Here is an 18767-nt window from a genome sequence, read left to right on the forward strand (position 1 = left end):
CTCCTGTCATCCCCGGCTAGCGGGGGCGTGACGCTTGCAGCTCAGCGCGTACGGCCGGAGTAAGCACCTGTCCCGCCCGCTCGACCAGCAGGGTCATCTGGTACGCGACCAGGCCCATGTCACAGTCGGGCGCGGCCAGGACCGCCAAGCAGGAACCGTCACTGATCGACATGATCATCAACAACCCGCGCTGCATCTCGATGACGGTCTGGGTGACCATACCGCCCTCGAAGACCCGCGCGGCGCCCTGGGTCAAACTGATCACACCCGAGGCCACCGCGGCGAGCTGGTCGGCCCGGTCCTTGGGGAACCCCTCGGAGAAGGCGAGCGGCAAGCCGTCAGACGACACCACGACCGTGTGAGCCACGCCCGGCACATTGTTCACGAAGTCCGTGATCAGCCAGCTTATGCCACGCGCTCCCTGGCTCATTTCTCTCATTGTTCCTCCTCATTCTCTTCTCCGCGGGTGAACGCTCGGCCCTGCCGGACACCCTGCTGGAAGCTGGAGAGCCGGCTGCGCAGCCGCTCAGGTGAGATCTGCGGTGCCGGTGACTGTGCCTGAGGCTCGGCGAGACTCGCCGTGCCGGGCACCAGGTTGGCCTTGGGGACGCGACGGGGCAGACCCGAGGCCGTCGTGCCGCCCTGCGCGGGCTCCGATGCGGCCTGCGCGGCCTGGAAGCCGGAGTCCGCGGGCGAGGACCACGACGCGCCGGCGCCCGACTGGCCGGGCGTCCGCCTCGGCAGCGAGGACCCGCTCTGCACGTCGGCAGCAGGAGGCGGTGGCGGCGGCGGGTCCGCGGGGACGGCCGGGTGAATCGCGGTGATCTCGGGCTCGGCCTCGGGCTGCGCATGCATCTGGTCGGGCTCGGGCCGGCGGAACCAGTCGGAGCCGACCGACGAGAAGATCGGCAGGAACTCCTCGCTCTGCTCCTCCATGGGCGAGTTGCGCACCACGGGCAGCGGCCCGGTCATGTCCTGCGAGGAGTAGTCGCCCTTCCCGAACGGCCCGTAGGTCGAGTGCCCGTTCTGCTGGAACTGGTCGACCGGCTTGGGCTCGTCGGCGAACGGCGAGTGGTATTCCTCGCCGAACTGCGGCCTCGGCCGCTCCTCGGCGTCGAACAGCGACCTGCGCGGCGTCGGGTCGGCAAACGACGACCAGCGCTGCTCCTCCTGGGGCTGCTGCTGCGGCGGCGGAGGCTCGGTCGCGAACGACGGCCAGCGGGGCTCGACGCCCTCAGGCAGGGGCGGCGGCTGCTCGGCGAACGACGGCCACCGGTTCTCCTCGAACGAGTTGGACGCGGGCGGCGGCGTCCCGTCGGCGAAGGACGGCCAGCGCTGCTCCCCGAGGGGCGCGGGCGGCGGCTCCTCCGCGAAGGACGGCCAGCGGGGCTCCTCCTGGGCGGGGGCGGGCGGCTGCCCGAACTGGTCGCCGAACCCGGGGGGCTGCTCGCTGAACACGGACGGCTGGTCGCCGAAGTTCGCGGGCGCGGGCTGGTCGCCGATCCCGCCCGCCACGGGCTGGTCGCCGAACGAGGGCCAGTTGCCGGTGCCGGGCACCGGCAGCGACCCCGGCCACTGCGTGTCCACGACCTGCTCGGGGCCGTCGAGCGACGGGTGGGCGCCGTTCTGCCCCGGCTGGGCGAACATGTTCGGGTCGAACGTCGTGAACGCCTCGTACTGCCCGCCGGGCTGCGAGGCCTGCCCGTTGCTGATGAGCATGTCGGGCATGAAGACCAGCGCGCTCAGACCGCCCGTCTCCCGCACGCTGAGCTGAACCCGGATGCCGTGCCGCAGCGCCAGGCGGCCGACCACGAACAGGCCCATGCGCCGCGACACCGACACGTCCACGACCGGCGGGTTGGCCAGACGCCAGTTGGCCTCGGCCAGCTCGTCCTGGCTCATCCCGATGCCCAGGTCGTTGATGGAGACCAGCACGCCGCCCTCCGCGGGGGTGCTGGTGACCTGGACCTTGCTCTCGCGCGGCGAGAAGGAGATGGCGTTCTCGATGAGCTCGGCCAGCAGGTGGACGGCGTCGGTGACGGCGGGGCCGACGATCAGCGTGCCGGACGGGATCTGGATCTGGACCCGCTCGTAGTTTTCGACTTCGGACAGCGAGGCGCGGGCGACGTCGACCAGCGGCACCGGCTCGCTCCACTTGCGCGCGGCCTCCTGACCGGCCAGGACCAGCAGGTTCTCGCTGTTGCGGCGCATGCGGGTGGCCAGGTGGTCGAGCCTGAACAGGTTCGCGAGCCGCTGCTCGTCCTCTTCACCCTGCTCCAGGCCCTCGATGAGCTGCAACTGCCGTTCGACCAGCGTCTGGCTGCGGCGGGAGAGGTTGACGAACATGGCGTTGACGTTCGCGCGCAGCTTGGCCTCGTCGCCGGCCAGCCGGATCGCCTCGCGGTGGACCTCGTCGAACGCCCGCGCCACTTCACCGATCTCGTCGCGGGTGTTGACGCCGACCGAGGGCGCCTCGGGCACCTGAGTGCCCTCGCCGGACTCGCGCAGCACGCGGACGGTCTCGGGCAGCCGGGTGGTGGCGACCTGGAGCGCCTCGGCGCGCAGGCGGCGCAGCGGGCGGACCAGCGAACCGGCCACGCGGGTGGTGATGACCAGGACGAGGAGCAGCAGGACGAGGATCATCGTGCCGGAGATGATGGCGTTGCGCTGCTCGGTGTCGCTCAGGTCGCGGGTGCTGGTCACGATCTTCGTGGCCAGGCCGTCCTCGACCTTGCGCATCGTGTTGATGGTCGCGTCGGTGCTGTCGAACCAGAGGTTGACGTCGGCGCGGCGGGAGGCGACTTCGAGGTCGATCAGCCGGTCGTAGGCGCGTGCCTGGGCGAGCGCGCGCTGGCGCATGGCGTCGGCGCGGTCGACCTGGGGGCCCTTGACGCTCTGCTGGTAGCTCTTCAGGTCGGCGGGCGTCGCGTCCCGCTCGAAGGCGGTCAGTTCGGCCTGCTGCTTGTTCCATGAGCCCAGGAGGTCGGACAGGTCGTCCTGGTCGAGCCGGCGCTGCTCCAGCATCACGATGAGGATGACCTGCTGACGCGAGATCTCCTCCTTCATGCGCTGGAGCGCGCCGAGCGCGGACACCTCACCCTGCAGGGCGTCGTTGCTGACGCCGTCGCCCAGGTCCGCCTCGATGGCGGAGAAGACGCCGATCATCGTGCTGTAGGTGCTGATGCCGGCGCGCGCGGGCACGTTCGCGATCATGGAGGCGCGCAGGCTGTCGAGGCCTTCGAGCCAGCGGCGCATGTCGTCGACGCCCTTGCGGACGCGGGGCGCGTGGGCGGCGTCGATCGCGGAGGCCGCGGAGAGCACATCGGCCTTGGCTTCGTCGGTCGCCTGGCGCTGGGTCTTGAGCGTGACGAAGCGCTGGCCCCTGTTGCCGTCGGCGACGAACCACGCGGTGAGCGTGCGTTCCTTGCCGAGCTCGTGGTTGAGCGCGCCGATGCGCTGCACCAGCTCGGCCACCTGGGTGAGCCGGCGGTACTCCGCACTGGTGCCGATCGCGTCGGCAAGCTGGATGCCGGCGAGCAGCACGCCCACGACGGTGGGGATGAGGATCAGCGCGACCAGCCTCGAGCGCACACGCCAGTTTGCCAGCCGGAACCGTCCGCCTGTGTACTCCCCTGACCTCGTGTGCCGGGGGTCCTTCTTCCTCACTGACTCTCGCAACCTCTCGCCGGTACGTGCTCGAAAGAAATCAGACACGCGTGTGGCGCATGGGATTCTGTCCGGCTGGGTAATTGGAACACAACCCGTACCAGATCGGCCAACCGAACATATCCCATCACACGACCCCAAAGGTGGACTTTAGGGTTCATATCGCCGTACACGTTTTCAAGCGGGCCGGAATGAGTCCCGCTCGACCGGCGCCGCGTGCTTGACCATCAGGTGCCGCGTCACCGAGTACTCCTGCACCGCTTCCTGGCTCATGTCCTTGCCGAACCCGCTGCCCTTCACCCCGCCGTGCGGCGCCTCACTGGCGATGGGCAGATGGTCGTTGACCCAGGTCACCCCCACATCGAGCCGATGTGAGACGCGCATCGCCCTGCCCACGTCGCGCGACCAGACCGACGAGGCCAGACCATACCTGGTGTCGTTGGCCAGGCGCACCGCCTCGTCCTCGCCGTCGAACGGCAGCGCGACGAGCACGGGGCCGAACAACTCGCCCTGGACGATCTCGCTGTCCTGCGCGACCCCGCTCACCAGCGTGGGCGGATAGAAGAACCCCGGCCCGTCGATCGGGGCGCCGCCATGCGCCGGCCGCCCGCCCGACCTGGAGACGAAGCCGTGCACCCGGTCACGGTGGGCGGACGAGATCAGCGGGCCGATGTCCGTCGCCGGATCCCAGGGGTCACCGACGGAGATTTTGGCAATAGTTGCCCGGATGGCCTCCACCGCGTCATCGAACACCTCGCGGGCGATGTAGACGCGCGTGGCGGCCGTACAGTCCTGGCCGGTGTTGTAGGTGGCCCCCATGGCCACGCCGCGCGCCATGTCCTCAAGGTCGGCGTCCTCGAAGACCAGCGCGGGCGCCTTGCCGCCGAGCTCCAGATGCACCCGCTTGAGTGTGGCGGCGGCGCCGGTCATCACGGCCCGGCCGGTCTCCGTGGAGCCGGTGACGCTGACCATGTCCACGCCCGGGTCCGTGACCAGCGCCTGACCCACCTCCGCGGCGCCGGTGACCACCCGCACCAGCGACTCGGGGGCGCCCGCCGCGGCGAACAGCTCGGCCAGGCGCAGCGTCGTCCGCGGCGTCTGCGGCGCCGGCTTGATCACCACGGCGTTGCCCGCGGCCACCGCGGGGCCGAGCTTCCAGACCGCCATGACGAACGGGAAGTTCCACGGTGCGATAGAACCCACCACCCCGACGGGACGGCGCAGCAGGACCGAGGTGTAGCCGGCGCTGAACACCCCTGCGCCGGAGCCCTCGAGCGAGCGGGCGGCACCGGCGAAGAAGCGCAGGTTGTCGACGGCGAACGGCAGCTCGCCGTCCCTGAACACCGCCGCCGGCTTGCCGGTCTCCTCCACTTCGAGCCTGGTCAGCTCCTCCGCCTCGGCCTCCACCAGATCGGCCAGCCGCAACAGCAGCCGGGCCCGCTCGGCCGGGGTGGCCAGGGACCACTCCTCGAAGGCCGCACGGGCCGCCTGGACGGCTGACGCGACACCCTCCACCGGCGTGTCCGGAACTTCGGCGCACGCTCGCCCGGTGGCGGGGTTGATCAGTTCACGCATCGGAAAACTTCATCTCTCAGGGGGTCGTCCTACTGGCCGAGCTGCTCGATCAGGTCGGCGGCCTTGCGCAGGCCGTCGCGACGCCGGATCTCCTCGCCCGCGGCGGCGAGCCTCGCCCGCAGCTCGGCGTCGCCGAGCAGGTGCGAGACCGCCCCCTTCAGTTCCTCGTCGCTGAAGGTGTAGGTGGAGAGCCTGACACCATAGCCGAGTTCGTCCACCCTCTGGGCGTTGTCGTACTGGTCCCAGAAGAGCGGCAGCAAGATCATAGGCTTACCGAAGTGCATCGCCTCGGTCGTCGTGTTGTTTCCGCCGTGCGTGATGACCAAATCACACAGCGGGATGATCTTAGTCTGCGGAAGGAACTCCGCGCCCCACATGTTGTCAGGAAGCTTGATCTCTTCGTGCAGCGGCCCCTTGGAGACGATGTACTGGTGCGGCGTCGTGGCCAGCGCGTCGATCACCCGCTGCATGAGCTCCACGTCGGAGGAGCCGAGCGAGCCGAGCGAGAAGTAGATCAGCGAGCCCTCGTTGCGCTCGAAGGGCAGCGCGAAGTCCTCGTCGGTCTCGCGCACGGAGGAGTCGAGGCGGTGCCAGGTCTCGTCCAGCGGGCGGGCGTCGACGTAGTCGAGGACCTCGGGGTAGACGTAGAGGTTCAGGTCGCCCTCGTGCATGAAGTCGAGCTCGGGCAGGGGGGCGGCGCCCTGCTCGACGCACCACTCGTTGAAGGCGCTCCACAGCTCGCGGTGGCTGCGGTCGTACTCGGCGCGGAAGGCGTCCCACTCGGAGCGGTCGTCGGCGGGCAGGCCGGAGAAGAGCGGGGCGATGCCCTCCCCGCGCACCTCCAGAGGGTTGCAGGAGACGATCCGGACGAACTTCTTGCCCGTCGTGAGCAGCGCCGGGAACGTGATCACGTTGTCCTCGACGATCACGTCGGGGTCGACGCGCTCGATGATGGCCTTGAGCTGCGGCTCGCAGAACTTGGCACCCTCGATCAGCTCGGCCCAGATGGGCTTGGTGACGGTTTCGAGCTGCTCCTGAGTGGTCTTACGGTATTCGGGCGCGGTTTCGCGGATGAAGTCCTTCCAGAACTGGCCCGGGTCCTGCTCCTCGGCGTGCTCGGGCGGCGGGGCGAGGTCGACCAGGTCCTCCTCGAAGCCGAGCGCCTCGAGCTTGCCCTTCCAGGACGCCTCGGCGGCGAAGACGACGCGGTGGCCGCGGCGGCGGAGGATGTCGCCGATGCCGATGGAATTGTTGGTCGGTCCGTAGGCGCTTTCCGGCATGAACAGAACGGTGAGAGACATCCAGACTCCGGGAGAAACTCGTCAATTTGAAGAGGAATTCAAAAACTGATCTAGCGTGATGGTCAAGTAGAGGGCACTATGGTCACGGCTAACTGAACAGCAGCCGAACGAGTGAAGGTGGTGGGAGTGGCTCAGCGTAAGAGCCGCAGTGACCGGCGCATCGATTTGATCGAGGCCGCGCGCAGGGCCATCATCCGCTATGGCGTCGACGGTGTACAGCTCTCGCACGTGGCAGAGGAGGCCGGCCTGACCTCCGGCGCCGTGCTCTACCACTACCCCGACCTCAGCGAACTGCTGGTCGAGGCGCAGCACGCCGGCATGGAACGCTTCTACGAGCAGCGGCTGCGCGAGCTGGCCACGCTGACCGACCCGGTCGAGAAGCTGGTCGTCACCATCAGGTCGGGGCTCCCCACCGGGCCGCTCGACCCCGACGTGCGCCTGCTCAACGAGCTCGGCGGAGCCGCCGGCCGCAACCGCATGTACGGCGTGTTGCTCACCTCCCTCTACGATCGCCAGGTGTCGATGTACCAGGCGATCCTCGACACCGGCTCCGCGCTCGGCGTGTTCAGGCTGAGCGCCGCCTCGGTGACGATCGCACGCAACCTGGTGGCGCTGGAGGACGCCTACGGCTACCGCATCACGGCCAGGCATCCGCTGATCGGCCCGGCCGAGGCGGCCGAGCTGATCCTGTCCTACGCCCGCGCGGCCACGGGCAACGACCTCAATCACTGATCGGCCGCCATGATGACCGCGTCCTTCGCCTCCCAGCGCACCCTGACCTTGGCGCCCGGCTGGACGGCACTGGCCCCCTGGACGGCGACCAGCACCGGCTTGACGTGGCCGGGGACGTCCACGGAGATGTGCGACACGCCGCCGTAGAAGCTGACGTCCAGGACGCTGCCCTTGACGCCCCCGGCGGCGTCGTCGTCCACGAGCTCGACCTTCTCGGGCCGCACCGCCAGCAGCGCCTTCGCCTCGGCCCCCAGCGCCGTCAGCGGCGTGCCGGGCAGCGAGCCGAAGTCGGCGCTCTTGAGGGCGTCGGGGCCGTCGGCCGTGCCGTGGAAGAGGTTGTTGGCGCCGACGAAGTCGGCCACGAACGGCGTGCGGGGCCGTTCGTAGAGGGCGACGGGCTCGTCCACCTGCCGCACCGCGCCGTTGTCGAAGACCGCGATGCGGTCGGCCAGCGACATGGCCTCCTCCTGGTCGTGGGTGACGACCACGAAGGTGATGCCGACGTCGTTCTGCAACCGCTTGAGTTCGAGCTGCATCTCGGCGCGGACCTTCTTGTCCAGGGCCGACAGCGGCTCGTCCAGCAGCAGCAGCCGGGGCCGCTTGACGATGGAGCGGGCCAGCGCCACCCGCTGCCGCTGCCCGCCCGAGAGCTGCGCGGGCCGTCGCGAGGCGTGCGCCGACAGGCCGACGGTCTCCAGCACCTCGCCCACGCGCTGCCTGATCTCCTGCTTGGGCAGCCGCTCGCGCTCCAGGCCGTAGGCCACGTTCTTGGCCACGCTCATGTGCGGGAACAGCGCGTATGACTGGAACATCAGGCTGATCGGCCGCATGTTCGGCGGTATGGGCAGCAGGTCGGCGCCGTCGAGCCACAACTGGCCCGCGTCCGGCCGCTCGAACCCGGCGATGATGCGCAGCAGTGTGGTCTTGCCGCAGCCCGATGGGCCGAGCAGGGCGAAGAACTCACCCTGCCCGATCTCCAGCGAGACGTCGTCCAGCGCGGTGACGTCGCCGAACTTGCGGGAGATCCCGTCAATCTGGAGCACGCTCGGACTCTCCGATCTTGGTCAGGCGCTGCCCGGCGATCACCGCCGTGAAGCTCACGAGGAGCAGGAGCGAGGCCAGCGCGTTGATCTCCGGGGTCACCCCGAAACGGACCATTGAGTAGATGACGATCGGCAGCGTCTGCTCACTGTTGCCGACCGTGAAGAAGGCGATCACGAACTCGTCCAGCGACAGCGTGAACGCCAGCAACGCCCCGGCGACGATGCCCGGCGCGAGCTGCGGCAGCGTGATCTTCATGAACGTCACCACCGGCCCGGCCCCCAGGTCGAGCGAGGCTTCCTCCAGCGAGGGGTCGGCGTTGGTCAGGCGCGTGCGCACCACGGCCGCGACGAACGCCATCGAGAAGACGGCGTGGGCGAGCACCACCGAGTACAGGCCCAGCGTGAGCTGGATCGTGCTGTAGAAGACCAGCAGCCCGATGCCCACCACCAGATCGGGCAGCACGGCCGGCATCAGCGCCAGGGCGTCGAGCGTCTTGGACCTGGTGTACCTGGCCAGGCCGACGGCCAGCAGCGTGCCCAGCACGGTGGCGAGCGCGGTCGAGCCGAAGGCCACGATGATGGTGTTGGCCAGGCCCTTGACGACCCGCTCGTCCCCGGCCAGCTCGCCGTACCACTTCAGGCTGAAGCCCTCGTAGGTGTAGGCCGACTCGCCGGAGTTGAACGACATGACGACGAGGACCGCGATCGGCAGGTAGAGGAAGACGAACGTGGCCCAGAACGGCACGTACAGCAGTCGGGCCCTACGCACGGCGCGCCGCCCATGCCTGCGCGATCAGCAGCACGACCAGCACCGCGATGAGCGCCAGCGACAACGCGGCGCCGAACGGCCAGTCGCGGGCCGTCAGGAACTGGTCGCGGATCAGGTTGCCCACCATGATCGACTTGCTGCCGCCGAGCATCTCGGGGATGACGAAGTTGCCGAAGCTCGGCACGAACACGAACAGGCACCCGGTCAGCACCCCCGGCACCGTCAGCGGCAGGGTGACCTTGCGGAACGTGGTGAACCCCGAGGCTCCCAGGTTGGCCGAGGCCTCCCTGAGCTGCGGGTCGAGCCGCTCGATCGCGGCGTACAGCGGCAGGATCATCAGCGGCAGGTACGAGTACAGCAGCCCCATCACGATCGCGCCCTGGTTGTAGAGCAACTCCAACGGCCCGAGCCCGAACACCTTGAGCCCGCTGTTGACCAGCCCGGGGCCGCTCAACAGCATGATCCAGGCGTAGACCCGGATGATGAAGTTCGTCCAGAACGGCAGCACGACCGCGACCAGCGCCACCGTCTTCCACCTACGCGGAAGCTGGGCGATCAGGTAGGCCGTCGGATAGCCGATCAGCAGCGCGATCAGCGTCGTCAGCCCCGCGATCTTCAGGGAGACGCCGACCACGCTCAGGTAGAGGGGATCGAACAGGCGGCCGAAGTTCTCCGTGGTGAACTCGTAGACCACACCGCCGTAACGCCCGCGCTGGAAGACGCTGTAGCTCAGCACCACCGCCAGCGGCACCAGCAGCAGCACGAGCAGGTATGTCAGCCCGGGTGACAGGAAAACGAACGCGCCCAGCCGGCGCCCCCGCGGGGGAGCCACCGGCCGGGCCTTGACCTCAGACTTCACCGCAACGACGACTATCCGGCCTTGATGTCCTGCGACAGGCGCGTGTACTTCAGGGACGACTGGCCGAGGTCGACGAGCGACTCACCGTTGAGCAGTTCGGCGGGCTTGGTCTCCAGCAGCGAGCCCTTGGGGATCTGCAGCCTCTCCATGGCCGCCTTGTTGGGCACCTTGTAGTTGATGTTCTCGGCGGCCCAACTGTGGATCTCGGGGTCGAGGATGTAGTTGATCAGGGCGTGCGCGGCCTCCTTGTTCTTGGAGGACTTCATGATCACCATGGTGTCCACCCAGAGGTCGCTGCCCTCCTTCGGCACCTCGAAGGCGATGTTGCCCTTCGGGTCGTTGGTCGGGCACCAACCGTCCCACGCCTCGACCATGACGGCCTCGCCGGACTTGAGCCGGTCGCCGAACGTGGTGTCGTCCAAGGCGAGCAGGTGGGGCTTGGCCGCCATGAGGAGGTCCTTGGCCTTCTGGATCTCCTCGTCCTTGTCGGTGTTGACCGAGAAGCCGAGCGACTTGAGCGCCGGCAGGGCCAGCCAGCGCTCGGTGGTCATCAGGGTGACCTTCTTCTCGGCCCAGGCCGGGGGCTTGAGGAGATCGTTCCAACTGGTCGGCTTCTTCTTGACCAGGTCGGTGCGGTAGCAGATGCCGGTCGTGCCCCACGTGTAGGGCACCGAGTACTTGTTGCCCTTGTCGTAGGAGAGCTGAGTGGCCTCGGGGTAGAGGTTGGCCAGGTTGGGGATCAGCTCGGGGTGCATCGGCTCCAGCAGGCCCATCGCGTTGAGCGCCTGCGCGTACTGGCCCGACACGAACGCCACGTCGATGCCGCTGTCGCCGGAGGCGGTGAGCTTCTGCATGGCGATCTCGTTCGTGTCATGCAGAGCAACCTTCAGGCCCTGCACCTTGAGCTTCTGCTTGACCCTCGCGGGAAGCTCCTCGGGCGTGTAGCCGGGCCAGACCGTGATCTGGAGGGCTTGCTTCGACAGGTCCGCGTTGGGCTTGAGCTCGTCGGCCGCCGCCACGGTTGTGCCATCTGAGTTTGACGACTCACCACCGCACGCCGCTACGGCAAGCGCGAGACCGGCCGCCGCCACGGCGGCCGGAAGACGACGGGTGAACCGGATACGGGACACGGCCGACTACTCCTTCTGGAATTTGTGATGTAACGAGGGGTCGCGCGACCATACCGGACACGACAGACCAGACCAGGAGTGTTGCAGCAGAAATCAACATGAGCAAGACTTTTAACCACATTGCTACCAGGAAGTTCGGTGCACGTGTTGAATTGGGATTCAATTGGCGACCGCCTGATCTCTCTCGGTGAGAGACCTCTCACCGCACGAGATCGCGGGATCAGCGCCGCGCTTGTGGCGCTGCTGGAGGGTGAGGTGCCACCACCCTTCGGGGTGCGCCGCTTCCAGCCGTTGCCCAGCCTCTCGTACGCCCCTGAAGATCTCCACACTGGGGTCCCAGGTGAGCGGGATTTCGGCCCGCACGTTGACCAGACCAACTACTCGGTGGTAGTAGCCGAGAAGGTCGTGGTCAAGTGGCTGAACCCGCCCGCGCCCCTGCCGCACCCGACCCCGGAGATCCTCGCCCATCTCGTTGAGGCCGGATTCAACGACACCGCACCCCCTTACGCCGCCCTGACGCGCGCGGTGGACGGCCGCGAGGAGCTGCTGGCCCTGGTCACGGGCTACCTTCCCGACGCCGGGGACGGCTGGGAGTGGTGCGTGGACGAGGCCTCGGCCGGCACCGCGGAGTTCGCGTCCGAGCTGGGCCGCCTGGCGGCCGAACTGCATCTGGCCCTGTCCCCGCTTTCCTCGGAGGCGGGAGCGCCGGAGGACCCGGCGGCCAGGGCGGAGGCCGCGTTGCGAGAGGCGCTCGACCTGACCGGCGGCGACGACGGCCGGTGGCTGGCCGCGCACGCCGACAAGATCAGGCGGGAGCTGGCGCCCCTGGACGAGCCCGTCACCGGCCCGCTGATCAGGATCCACGGCGACCTCCACGTGGGCCAGATCCTCCGGTGGCGCGACGGGTACGCGGTGATCGACTTCGACGGCAACCCCACGCTGACCGAGGCACGGCCGTACCAGCCGGCGGCCAGGGACGTCGCCCAGCTCACCACGAGCCTGGAGCACGTGGCCCAGGTGGCGGTCAAACGCAGGGGCACCCCGCCCGCCCGCGCGGCCCGGTGGGCGGCCGAGGCGCGGGCCGCCCTGCTCACCGCGTACCGTGACGGGCTGGCGGAGGCGGGCAGGCAGGAGTTGCTGGAGGAGCGGCTGATCCGGCCGTTCGAGGTGGAGCAGGAGTGCCGGGAGCTGATCTACGCCGCCCGTCACCTGCCCCGTTGGCGTTACGCCCCCATGGGCGTGTTGCGTAGTTGGTATACCGAGGAGAACATCGCGTGAATTCTGAGCTCTACCTGGCCGATCTGGAGGCCAAGCCGGAGTCCCTGGCGAACCTGGCCGACCTCCTGGAGGCGGGCGACCCGTTCGCGGGCCTGCCCGGGGACGTCCGAAGGGTGCTCTTCCTGGGCATGGGCAGCTCCCGTTACGCCGCGGGGGTGGCCGCCCTGCGCCTGCGCGCCGCGGGCGTGGACGCCCACGCCGACTACGCCTCGGCCGAGGCCACCTACCCGGCTGCCCCGGGCACCCTGGTCATCCCGATCTCGGCCACCGGCTCCAGCGGGGAGACGCTAGAGGCCACCGCCCGCTACGCCGGCGGGCCCGCGTTCCTGGCCGCGCTCACCAACAACGCGGGCAGTGCCCTGGCGGAGGCGGCCGACCTGGTGGTCCCCCTGCACGCGGGCGAGGAGCGCGGCGGCGTCGCCTGCCGGACGTTCCAGCACACGCTGGCGCTCCTGCTGGCCCTGGAGACCCGGCTGCTGGGCACGGAACGCGACGTTCCCGCCCTGGTCAGGCGGGCCGCGCAGGCCACGGCCGACCTCCTGGAGCGCAGGGACGAGTGGCTCCCGCCGACCATGGAACTGCTCGACGGGGCGCACGGCGTCTACACGATCGCGCCCGCCGAGCGTCTGTCGTCGGCCGAGCAGTCGGCCCTGATGTTCAGGGAAGGGCCGCGCCGTCCGGCCGACGCGTGCGAGAGCGGCGACTGGTCCCACGTGGACGTCTACCTCACCAAGACCCTCGACTACCGCGCCCTGCTCTTCCCCGGCTCCCGCTACGACGCCCAGGCGATGGACTGGGTACGCGAGCGGGGGTCCACGGTGGTCACGGTGGGGGCCGAGGTGAAGGACGCCGCGGCGGCGGTCCGCTACCGGCACGACGACGATCGCGACGTCGCCCTGCTCACCGAGACGCTGGTGGCGGAGTTGGTGGCCGCGTACTGGTGGGGCGCCCGGTAGGAGCCTTCAATGGGAGCGCGCCGCCAGGGCGTGCTCGACCAGCTTGATCAGCGCGTGCTTGACCTCGTCGCGCTGCCGGGCGTCCGTGCGCACGATCGGCACGTGCGGCGAGAGCGTGAGCGCCTCCCGCACCTCGGCCTCGCTGTGCGGGAACTCGCCGTCCCAGCCGTTCAGCCCGACCACGAACGGGATCCCCGACTCCTCGAAGTAGTCGACGGCCGGGAAGCTGTCGGCCAGCCGCCGCGAGTCCACCAGCACCACGGCGCCGATGGCCCCGCGCACGATGTCGTCCCACATGAACCAGAAGCGGTGCTGGCCCGGCGTGCCGAACAGGTAGAGGATCAGGTCGCTCTCCAGCGAGAGCCGCCCGAAGTCCATGGCCACGGTGGTGGTGGTCTTGCCCGGTGTGTGCATGAGGTCGTCGATGTCCGCCGACGCGTCGGTCATCACCGCTTCCGTGGTCAGCGGCATGATCTCGGACACCGAGCCGACGAACGTGGTCTTCCCCACGCCGAACCCGCCCGCCACGACGATCTTCGTGGAGGTGAGCCGGCTAGAGCCTTCGAAGTCCACTCAGCACCCTTTCGAGCAGGCCCCTGTCGGGCAGGCCCGCGTCAAGCTGCGGCTGGTACACCCTGACCAGCCCGTCCGCCTCCATGTCGGCGATCAGCACCCGTGCCACACCGAGCGGGACGCCCAGCAGCGCGGAGATCTCCGCCACGGACCGCACCTGACGGCACAGCTCGCTGATCGCGCGGTATTCGCGCGTGTAGGTCGTGCCGAGCTGCGCCGACGTCGCCGACGATACCAGCGCTTCCATGGCGAGATCCGTGCGCGGGGTGGTCCTGCCTCCGGTGACGGCGTACATCCGGACCAGCGAGCTGCGCTCGGGCTCCGGCTCCCCGTTGTCCCACGATGCCAACGTCCGCTCCCATCACCTGTCTACTTGCCTGGCCGGGCTCCGCGACAGTTCGGCGCGGACGGCGGGCGTGAGCACCTGTCCCGTGCGCTCGACCAGGATCGTCATCTGGTACGCCACCAGGCCCATGTCACAGTCGGGCGCGGCCAGCACCGCCAGGCAGGACCCGTCGCTGATCGACATCACCAGCAGCAGGCCGTGTTCCATCTCGACAAGAGTCTGGGTGACGCCGCCGCCCTCGAACACCCGCGCCGAGCCCTGCGTGAGGCTCACCAGCCCGGCCGCGATGGCGGCGAGCTGGTCGGCGCGGTCGCGGGGGAAGCCCCGCGAGAACGCCATGGGCAGGCCGTCGGCGGAGACCACCACGGCGTGCGCCACCCCGGGAACCTCTTCGACGAAGGCGCTGACCAGCCAGTTGATGTCCCTGGCGGCCTGGCTCAGCTCCTTCATGAGACCTCCTTCGTCGGCCTCATGTTTCCTTGCCGGCTGATGAGCTCGCTCATGAGTCCTCCTCAAGCTCGGCTCGTCCCTTGGCCACGCCCTGCTGGTAGCTGGCCAGCCGGTTGCGCAGTCGATCAGGGGACGGCGGAGGAGCGGAAACGGGCGGTGGCTGTGGATTCGCGGTGCCGGGTACAAGATTCGCTTTCGGCGTGCGTTTCGGCAAGCCTGAACTCGTGGTTCCGCCATGGGCGGGCTCCGAGGCGGCGGCCTGCCAGCCGCTGTCGGAGGGCGACGACCAGGCCGGATCGGCGGCGGGCGGCGGCCCCGGATCACGATGGTCGGCCGTCGGCGCCGGCTTGGTGAACCAGCCGCCCCCCTCGATGGCGGCGTAGATCGACTGGAAGTCGTCCTTGGGCTGGGCCGGCATCGGGGTGGCGAAGGACGGGAACGACCCCCCGGCCACGTCGCCGGCCTCGTACGACGGGAACGAGGCCGCGGCCCCGTCGGACGCCTCGAACGACGCGAACGGCGCCGCGTCGGGCGGCGCCTGCGACGACGGGCCGCGCGTCGCGCTGAACCAGGACGACGGCTCGGGCGCCGGCGGCGCGACGTCCAGCGACGGGTGCGCGGGCCCGAAGGACGGCGCCATCGACACGGGGCTCGCCTGCCGGGGCACCTGGACGCGGGGCTGCGGCGCGGCGGCCGGGCCCGGCACCGCCGTGAGCAGCATCGGCGGGATCAGCACCATCGCGGTCAGCCCGCCGACGTCCTGCTGGCGCAACTGGACCCTGATGCTGTGCCGCAGCGCCAGCCGGCCGACCACGAACAGGCCCATGCGCCGCGACACCGACACGTCCACGACCGGTGGGTTGGCCAGACGCCAGTTGGACTCGGCCAGCTCCTCCTGGCTCATCCCGATGCCGTGGTCGGTGACCGACAGCATCAGGCCGCCGCCGTCGATGCGGCTGCTGGAGATGACGACCTTGGTGTCGCGCGAGGAGAACGAGACCGCGTTCTCGACCAGCTCGGCGAGCAGGTGCACCACGTCGGTGACGGCCTGGCCGGCGACGGCGACGTCCGACTCGACCTGGATGCTGACGCGCTCGTAGTTCTCGACCTCGCCGAGGGCCGCGCGCACGATGTCCATCAGCTCGACCGGCTCGCTCCACTTGCGCGCGGCCTCCTGCCCGGCCAGGACCAGCAGGTTCTCGCTGTTGCGGCGCATGCGGGTGGCCAGGTGGTCGAGCTTGAACAGGTCGGAGAGCCTGGTGTCGTCGCGTTCGCCGCGCTCCAGCTTCTCGATCAGCGTGAGCTGCCGCTCGACCAGCGTCTGGCTGCGCCTGGACAGGTTGACGAACATGGCGTTGACGTTCGAGCGCAGCCGCGCCTCGTCGCCCGCCAGCCGCACGGCCTCGCGGTGCACCTCGTCGAAGGCGCGCGCGACCTCGCCGACCTCGTCCTTGGAGAAGATCCCGATGGGCGGGACCTCGGCGTTGACGGCGCCGTCGCGCGACTCCCGCAGGTGCTGGACGAAGTCGGGCAGCCGGCGTCCGGCGATCTCCAGGGCCTCGCCGCGCAGGCGGCGCAGCGGGCGCACCAGCGACCTGGCCACGCCGGTGGTGATCAGGAGCACGACCACGAGCAGGGCGAGCACGGCGGCCGCGATCACCAGCGCCCGCTGCCGTTCCTCCTCGCTGAGCGCCTGGCTGCGTGCCACGATGCCCTCGGCCTGGCGCTCCTCGACCTTGCGCATGGAGTCGACGACCACGTTGGCGGCGTCGAACCAGTCCTTGGCGTCATCACCCCTGCCCAGGTCGAGCCCGCTGAGCGGCAGCGCCTTGGTGGCCCTGATCAGCACCAGCTCGCGCAGGAGCAGCATGCGGTCGGCGGATCTGCCGTTGACGGTCTCGTCGAACAGGCGGCGCTCGTCGGCGGTGGCCTCGACGGCGAAGCCCCTGCGCTCGTTGGCCTCCTTGGACTGCTCGCCGAGGAAGCGCTTGAGCTGGTCCTGGTCGAAGGCGCCCTCGGCGAGCACGACGGTGACCAGCGCCTGCTGGTAGGAGACGCTCTCCTTGGCCCTGGCGAGCCCGTCGAGCATGCGGGTCTGGCGGAACAGCTCGTCGTCGGCGCTGCCCTTGGCCAGCTCGTTGTGGACCGACAGCAACTCGTCGACGACCGTCGTGTAGAGCTCGACGGCGGGCCCGGCCAGCAGGTTGGCCTCAAGGGCCTGCTTGCGCAGGTCTTTCAGGTCGTCCATGCGGCTGAGCAGGTTCTCCAGCTGGTCCGCGCTGCGGCCGCTCACCCCTGGCAGGAGCGCGCGGGCCAGGTCGCGGACACGTTCCGCCGACACGTCCACCGCGTCCATCTGGCTCCGCACCTCGGCCAGCCCGGCGGCGGGCCGGTTGCGGGCGATGAACCAGGAGGTTCTGGCACGCTCCGCCGACACCAGATGCGTCAGCCGGCCCACCTCCGCGGACAGGCGGGCGAATTCGGTCGTCCGCGTGTAGTCGCCCGCCGCGTTCGTCGAGGCCAGCACCTGAACACCGCCGAGCAGCACGGCGGCCGCAGTCGGGATGAGGATGAGGGCGACCAGACGCGCCCGGACGCGCCAATTGCGCAGGCGCCAGTTACCCGCACTGGCCTGCCTGTCGCCCAGCTCTGTACTCACCGAACGCACCTCGCCCGAATCGGCGTATTTGAGGGGGCTGCACCCCGGGGGAAATCAGCAAGTGCCGGGTAATTGGAACACATCCCGTGGCTGGTGGCCAACCGAACATAACGCGACAAAATTCGAGTCGTGTGACTCCTGAGGTGAGAAGCTGGAGTTCCACCTCCGAGTTCATCGAGTGAGAAATAAACCTTTAACACGGCCCATGTCCACCTATGGGCGATTAGCGCGTTCCAAGCGCGTAACGCCGGAGAAGCACACCGGTCTCCGGACGGTCACAACATTGAGATTCGCGCTATTTCCCACATAGGTTGATCGACGTCAATCGAGGAGGCGAGTGTGCGGGATTCTCCCGACAGCGCGGCTATCACCGTTGCCGGACTTTGGAAGATCTTCGGTCCGAGGGCAGAAAAAGTCCTGAACAGCGATGACAGACATCTCGCACCGGCCGCGCTGAGAGAGAAGACCGGTTGCACCGCCGCCGTGAGAGACGTCAGCTTCGAGGTGCGCCCCGGCGAGGTCTTCGTGGTCATGGGCCTGTCGGGCAGCGGCAAGTCCACGCTCGTGCGCTGCCTCACCCGGCTCATCGAGCCCACCGCGGGCAAGATCGCGATCGGCGGCGAGGACATCGGCAGCGCCTCACCGGCCCGGCTCCGCGAGATCCGCCGCCACCAGGTCAGCATGGTCTTCCAGCACTTCGGCCTGCTGCCGCACCGCAAGGTGATCGACAACGTGGGCTACGGCCTGGAGATCCAGGGCGCCGCCAAGGCGCTCAGGCACGCGCGGGCGACCGAGATCCTCTCCCTCGTGGGCCTCGACGGCTACGCCGACGCCTACCCCGACCAGCTCTCCGGCGGCATGCAGCAGCGCGTCGGCCTGGCCAGGGCGCTGGCCGTCGATCCCCAGGTGATGCTGTTCGACGAGCCGTTCAGCGCGCTCGACCCGCTGATCCGCCGCGACATGCAGGCCGAGGTGATCCGGCTGCACCGCGAGGTCGGCAAGACGATGGTGTTCATCACCCACGACCTGTCCGAGGCGCTCAAACTCGGCGAGCGGATCGCCATCATGCGAGCCGGCTCGATCGTGCAGATCGGCACGGCCGAGGAGCTGGTGGGCGCGCCGGCCGACGACTACGTCGCCGACTTCGTCCGCGACGTGCCCAGGAGCCACGTGCTGACGCTGCGCTGGATCTGCCGCGACCCCGAGCCGGGCGAGCCGCTGGACGGGCCCGCGCTGCCGGTCACCACGGTCGTCAAGGACGCCATCGGCCTGGCCTCGGCCTCCTCGCGCCCGATCCGGGTCGTGGACGGCGAGGAGCTGGTGGGCGTCGTGGACCGCGTGGACCTGCTCACCTTCCTGTCGGGCCAGGACGTCGCGGTGAAGGTCTCATGAGCGAGCTTGTCGAGCTCATCAGACAGCAAGGAAACATG

At 69.3% G+C, this 18767-nt stretch carries 16 protein-coding genes; 4 read left to right on the plus strand and 12 right to left on the minus strand.

The genetic code is table 11. The features are described 5' to 3' along the window. Positions 1-16: 16 nt before the first annotated feature. The 4 genes from ACFOY2_RS38130 to ACFOY2_RS38145 all read right to left on the minus strand — a co-directional run bounded on the left by ACFOY2_RS38130 (position 17) and on the right by ACFOY2_RS38145 (position 6542). Positions 17-439 carry a roadblock/LC7 domain-containing protein gene (locus tag ACFOY2_RS38130; protein WP_449290155.1) on the minus strand — a complete coding sequence of 141 codons (423 nt, stop codon included), beginning with the start codon at positions 437-439 and terminating at the stop codon, positions 17-19. After that, positions 436-3591 (minus strand): nitrate- and nitrite sensing domain-containing protein, encoded by a 3156-nt coding sequence (locus ACFOY2_RS38135; RefSeq protein ID WP_379532974.1) that lies wholly within the window; start codon positions 3589-3591, stop codon positions 436-438. The genes ACFOY2_RS38130 and ACFOY2_RS38135 overlap by 4 nt, the downstream gene beginning before the upstream one ends. A 252-nt stretch (positions 3592-3843) precedes the next feature. After that, a complete protein-coding gene (locus ACFOY2_RS38140; protein WP_379532975.1) occupies positions 3844-5241 on the minus strand; it encodes an aminobutyraldehyde dehydrogenase in 1398 nt (465 codons plus the stop codon). A gap of 29 nt (positions 5242-5270) precedes the next feature. Continuing rightward, a complete protein-coding gene (locus ACFOY2_RS38145) occupies positions 5271-6542 on the minus strand; it encodes a glycosyltransferase (RefSeq protein ID WP_379532976.1) in 1272 nt (423 codons plus the stop codon). Between the two features lie 126 nt (positions 6543-6668). On the opposite strand from ACFOY2_RS38145, the gene ACFOY2_RS38150 reads away from it, so the two are divergent. Beyond that, positions 6669-7274 (plus strand): TetR/AcrR family transcriptional regulator, encoded by a 606-nt coding sequence (locus tag ACFOY2_RS38150; RefSeq protein ID WP_379532977.1) that lies wholly within the window; start codon positions 6669-6671, stop codon positions 7272-7274. Here ACFOY2_RS38150 and ACFOY2_RS38155 read toward each other — a convergent pair. From ACFOY2_RS38155 to ACFOY2_RS38170, 4 genes are read right to left on the minus strand one after another with little or no spacing between them, the layout of a single operon-like run. Next, on the minus strand, positions 7268-8317 hold the full coding sequence (locus ACFOY2_RS38155) for an ABC transporter ATP-binding protein (RefSeq protein WP_379532978.1): 1050 nt from the start codon (positions 8315-8317) through the stop codon (positions 7268-7270). The genes ACFOY2_RS38150 and ACFOY2_RS38155 overlap by 7 nt on opposite strands. Beyond that, positions 8304-9086, minus strand: a complete 783-nt coding sequence (locus tag ACFOY2_RS38160) for an ABC transporter permease (RefSeq protein WP_379532979.1) — start codon at positions 9084-9086, stop codon at positions 8304-8306. The genes ACFOY2_RS38155 and ACFOY2_RS38160 overlap by 14 nt, the downstream gene beginning before the upstream one ends. Continuing rightward, the gene (locus ACFOY2_RS38165) at positions 9079-9945 is read right to left on the minus strand and encodes an ABC transporter permease (protein WP_379532980.1); all 867 of its coding nucleotides are present in this window, start codon (positions 9943-9945) and stop codon (positions 9079-9081) included. Before ACFOY2_RS38165 ends, ACFOY2_RS38160 begins: the two co-directional genes overlap by 8 nt. Before the next feature lie 11 nt (positions 9946-9956). Continuing rightward, positions 9957-11075, minus strand: a complete 1119-nt coding sequence (locus ACFOY2_RS38170; RefSeq protein WP_379532981.1) for a polyamine ABC transporter substrate-binding protein — start codon at positions 11073-11075, stop codon at positions 9957-9959. A 255-nt stretch (positions 11076-11330) separates the two neighbouring features. Between ACFOY2_RS38170 and ACFOY2_RS38175 the strand changes: the two genes are divergently transcribed. Both ACFOY2_RS38175 and ACFOY2_RS38180 read left to right on the plus strand, forming a co-directional pair. Further along, positions 11331-12353 (plus strand): hypothetical protein, encoded by a 1023-nt coding sequence (locus ACFOY2_RS38175; RefSeq protein WP_379532982.1) that lies wholly within the window; start codon positions 11331-11333, stop codon positions 12351-12353. Beyond that, positions 12350-13309, plus strand: coding sequence for an SIS domain-containing protein (locus ACFOY2_RS38180; protein ID WP_379532983.1), 960 nt, complete (start codon positions 12350-12352; stop codon positions 13307-13309). The genes ACFOY2_RS38175 and ACFOY2_RS38180 overlap by 4 nt, the downstream gene beginning before the upstream one ends. Before the next feature lie 6 nt (positions 13310-13315). Here the strand turns inward: ACFOY2_RS38180 and ACFOY2_RS38185 are convergent, their stop codons facing one another. The 4 genes from ACFOY2_RS38185 to ACFOY2_RS38200 are packed head-to-tail and all read right to left on the minus strand — an operon-like array spanning position 13316 to position 17337. Next, complete coding sequence (locus ACFOY2_RS38185; RefSeq protein WP_379532984.1) at positions 13316-13882, minus strand: GTP-binding protein; 567 nt, start codon at positions 13880-13882, stop codon at positions 13316-13318. Continuing rightward, on the minus strand, positions 13863-14231 hold the full coding sequence (locus tag ACFOY2_RS38190; RefSeq protein WP_379532985.1) for a DUF742 domain-containing protein: 369 nt from the start codon (positions 14229-14231) through the stop codon (positions 13863-13865). The genes ACFOY2_RS38185 and ACFOY2_RS38190 overlap by 20 nt, the downstream gene beginning before the upstream one ends. Before the next feature lie 12 nt (positions 14232-14243). After that, the gene (locus tag ACFOY2_RS38195) at positions 14244-14678 is read right to left on the minus strand and encodes a roadblock/LC7 domain-containing protein (RefSeq protein ID WP_379532986.1); all 435 of its coding nucleotides are present in this window, start codon (positions 14676-14678) and stop codon (positions 14244-14246) included. A gap of 49 nt (positions 14679-14727) precedes the next feature. Then, on the minus strand, positions 14728-17337 hold the full coding sequence (locus ACFOY2_RS38200) for a sensor histidine kinase (RefSeq protein ID WP_379532987.1): 2610 nt from the start codon (positions 17335-17337) through the stop codon (positions 14728-14730). A 366-nt stretch (positions 17338-17703) separates the two neighbouring features. Here ACFOY2_RS38200 and ACFOY2_RS38205 point away from each other — a divergent pair, with 366 nt between their 5' ends. Further along, positions 17704-18729: a quaternary amine ABC transporter ATP-binding protein gene (locus ACFOY2_RS38205; protein ID WP_379533020.1), complete on the plus strand. Its 1026-nt coding sequence runs from the start codon at positions 17704-17706 to the stop codon at positions 18727-18729. Positions 18730-18767: the final 38 nt, after the last annotated feature.

It is taken from the genome of Nonomuraea purpurea, assembly GCF_042650645.1.
Taxonomy (GTDB): domain Bacteria; phylum Actinomycetota; class Actinomycetes; order Streptosporangiales; family Streptosporangiaceae; genus Nonomuraea; species Nonomuraea purpurea.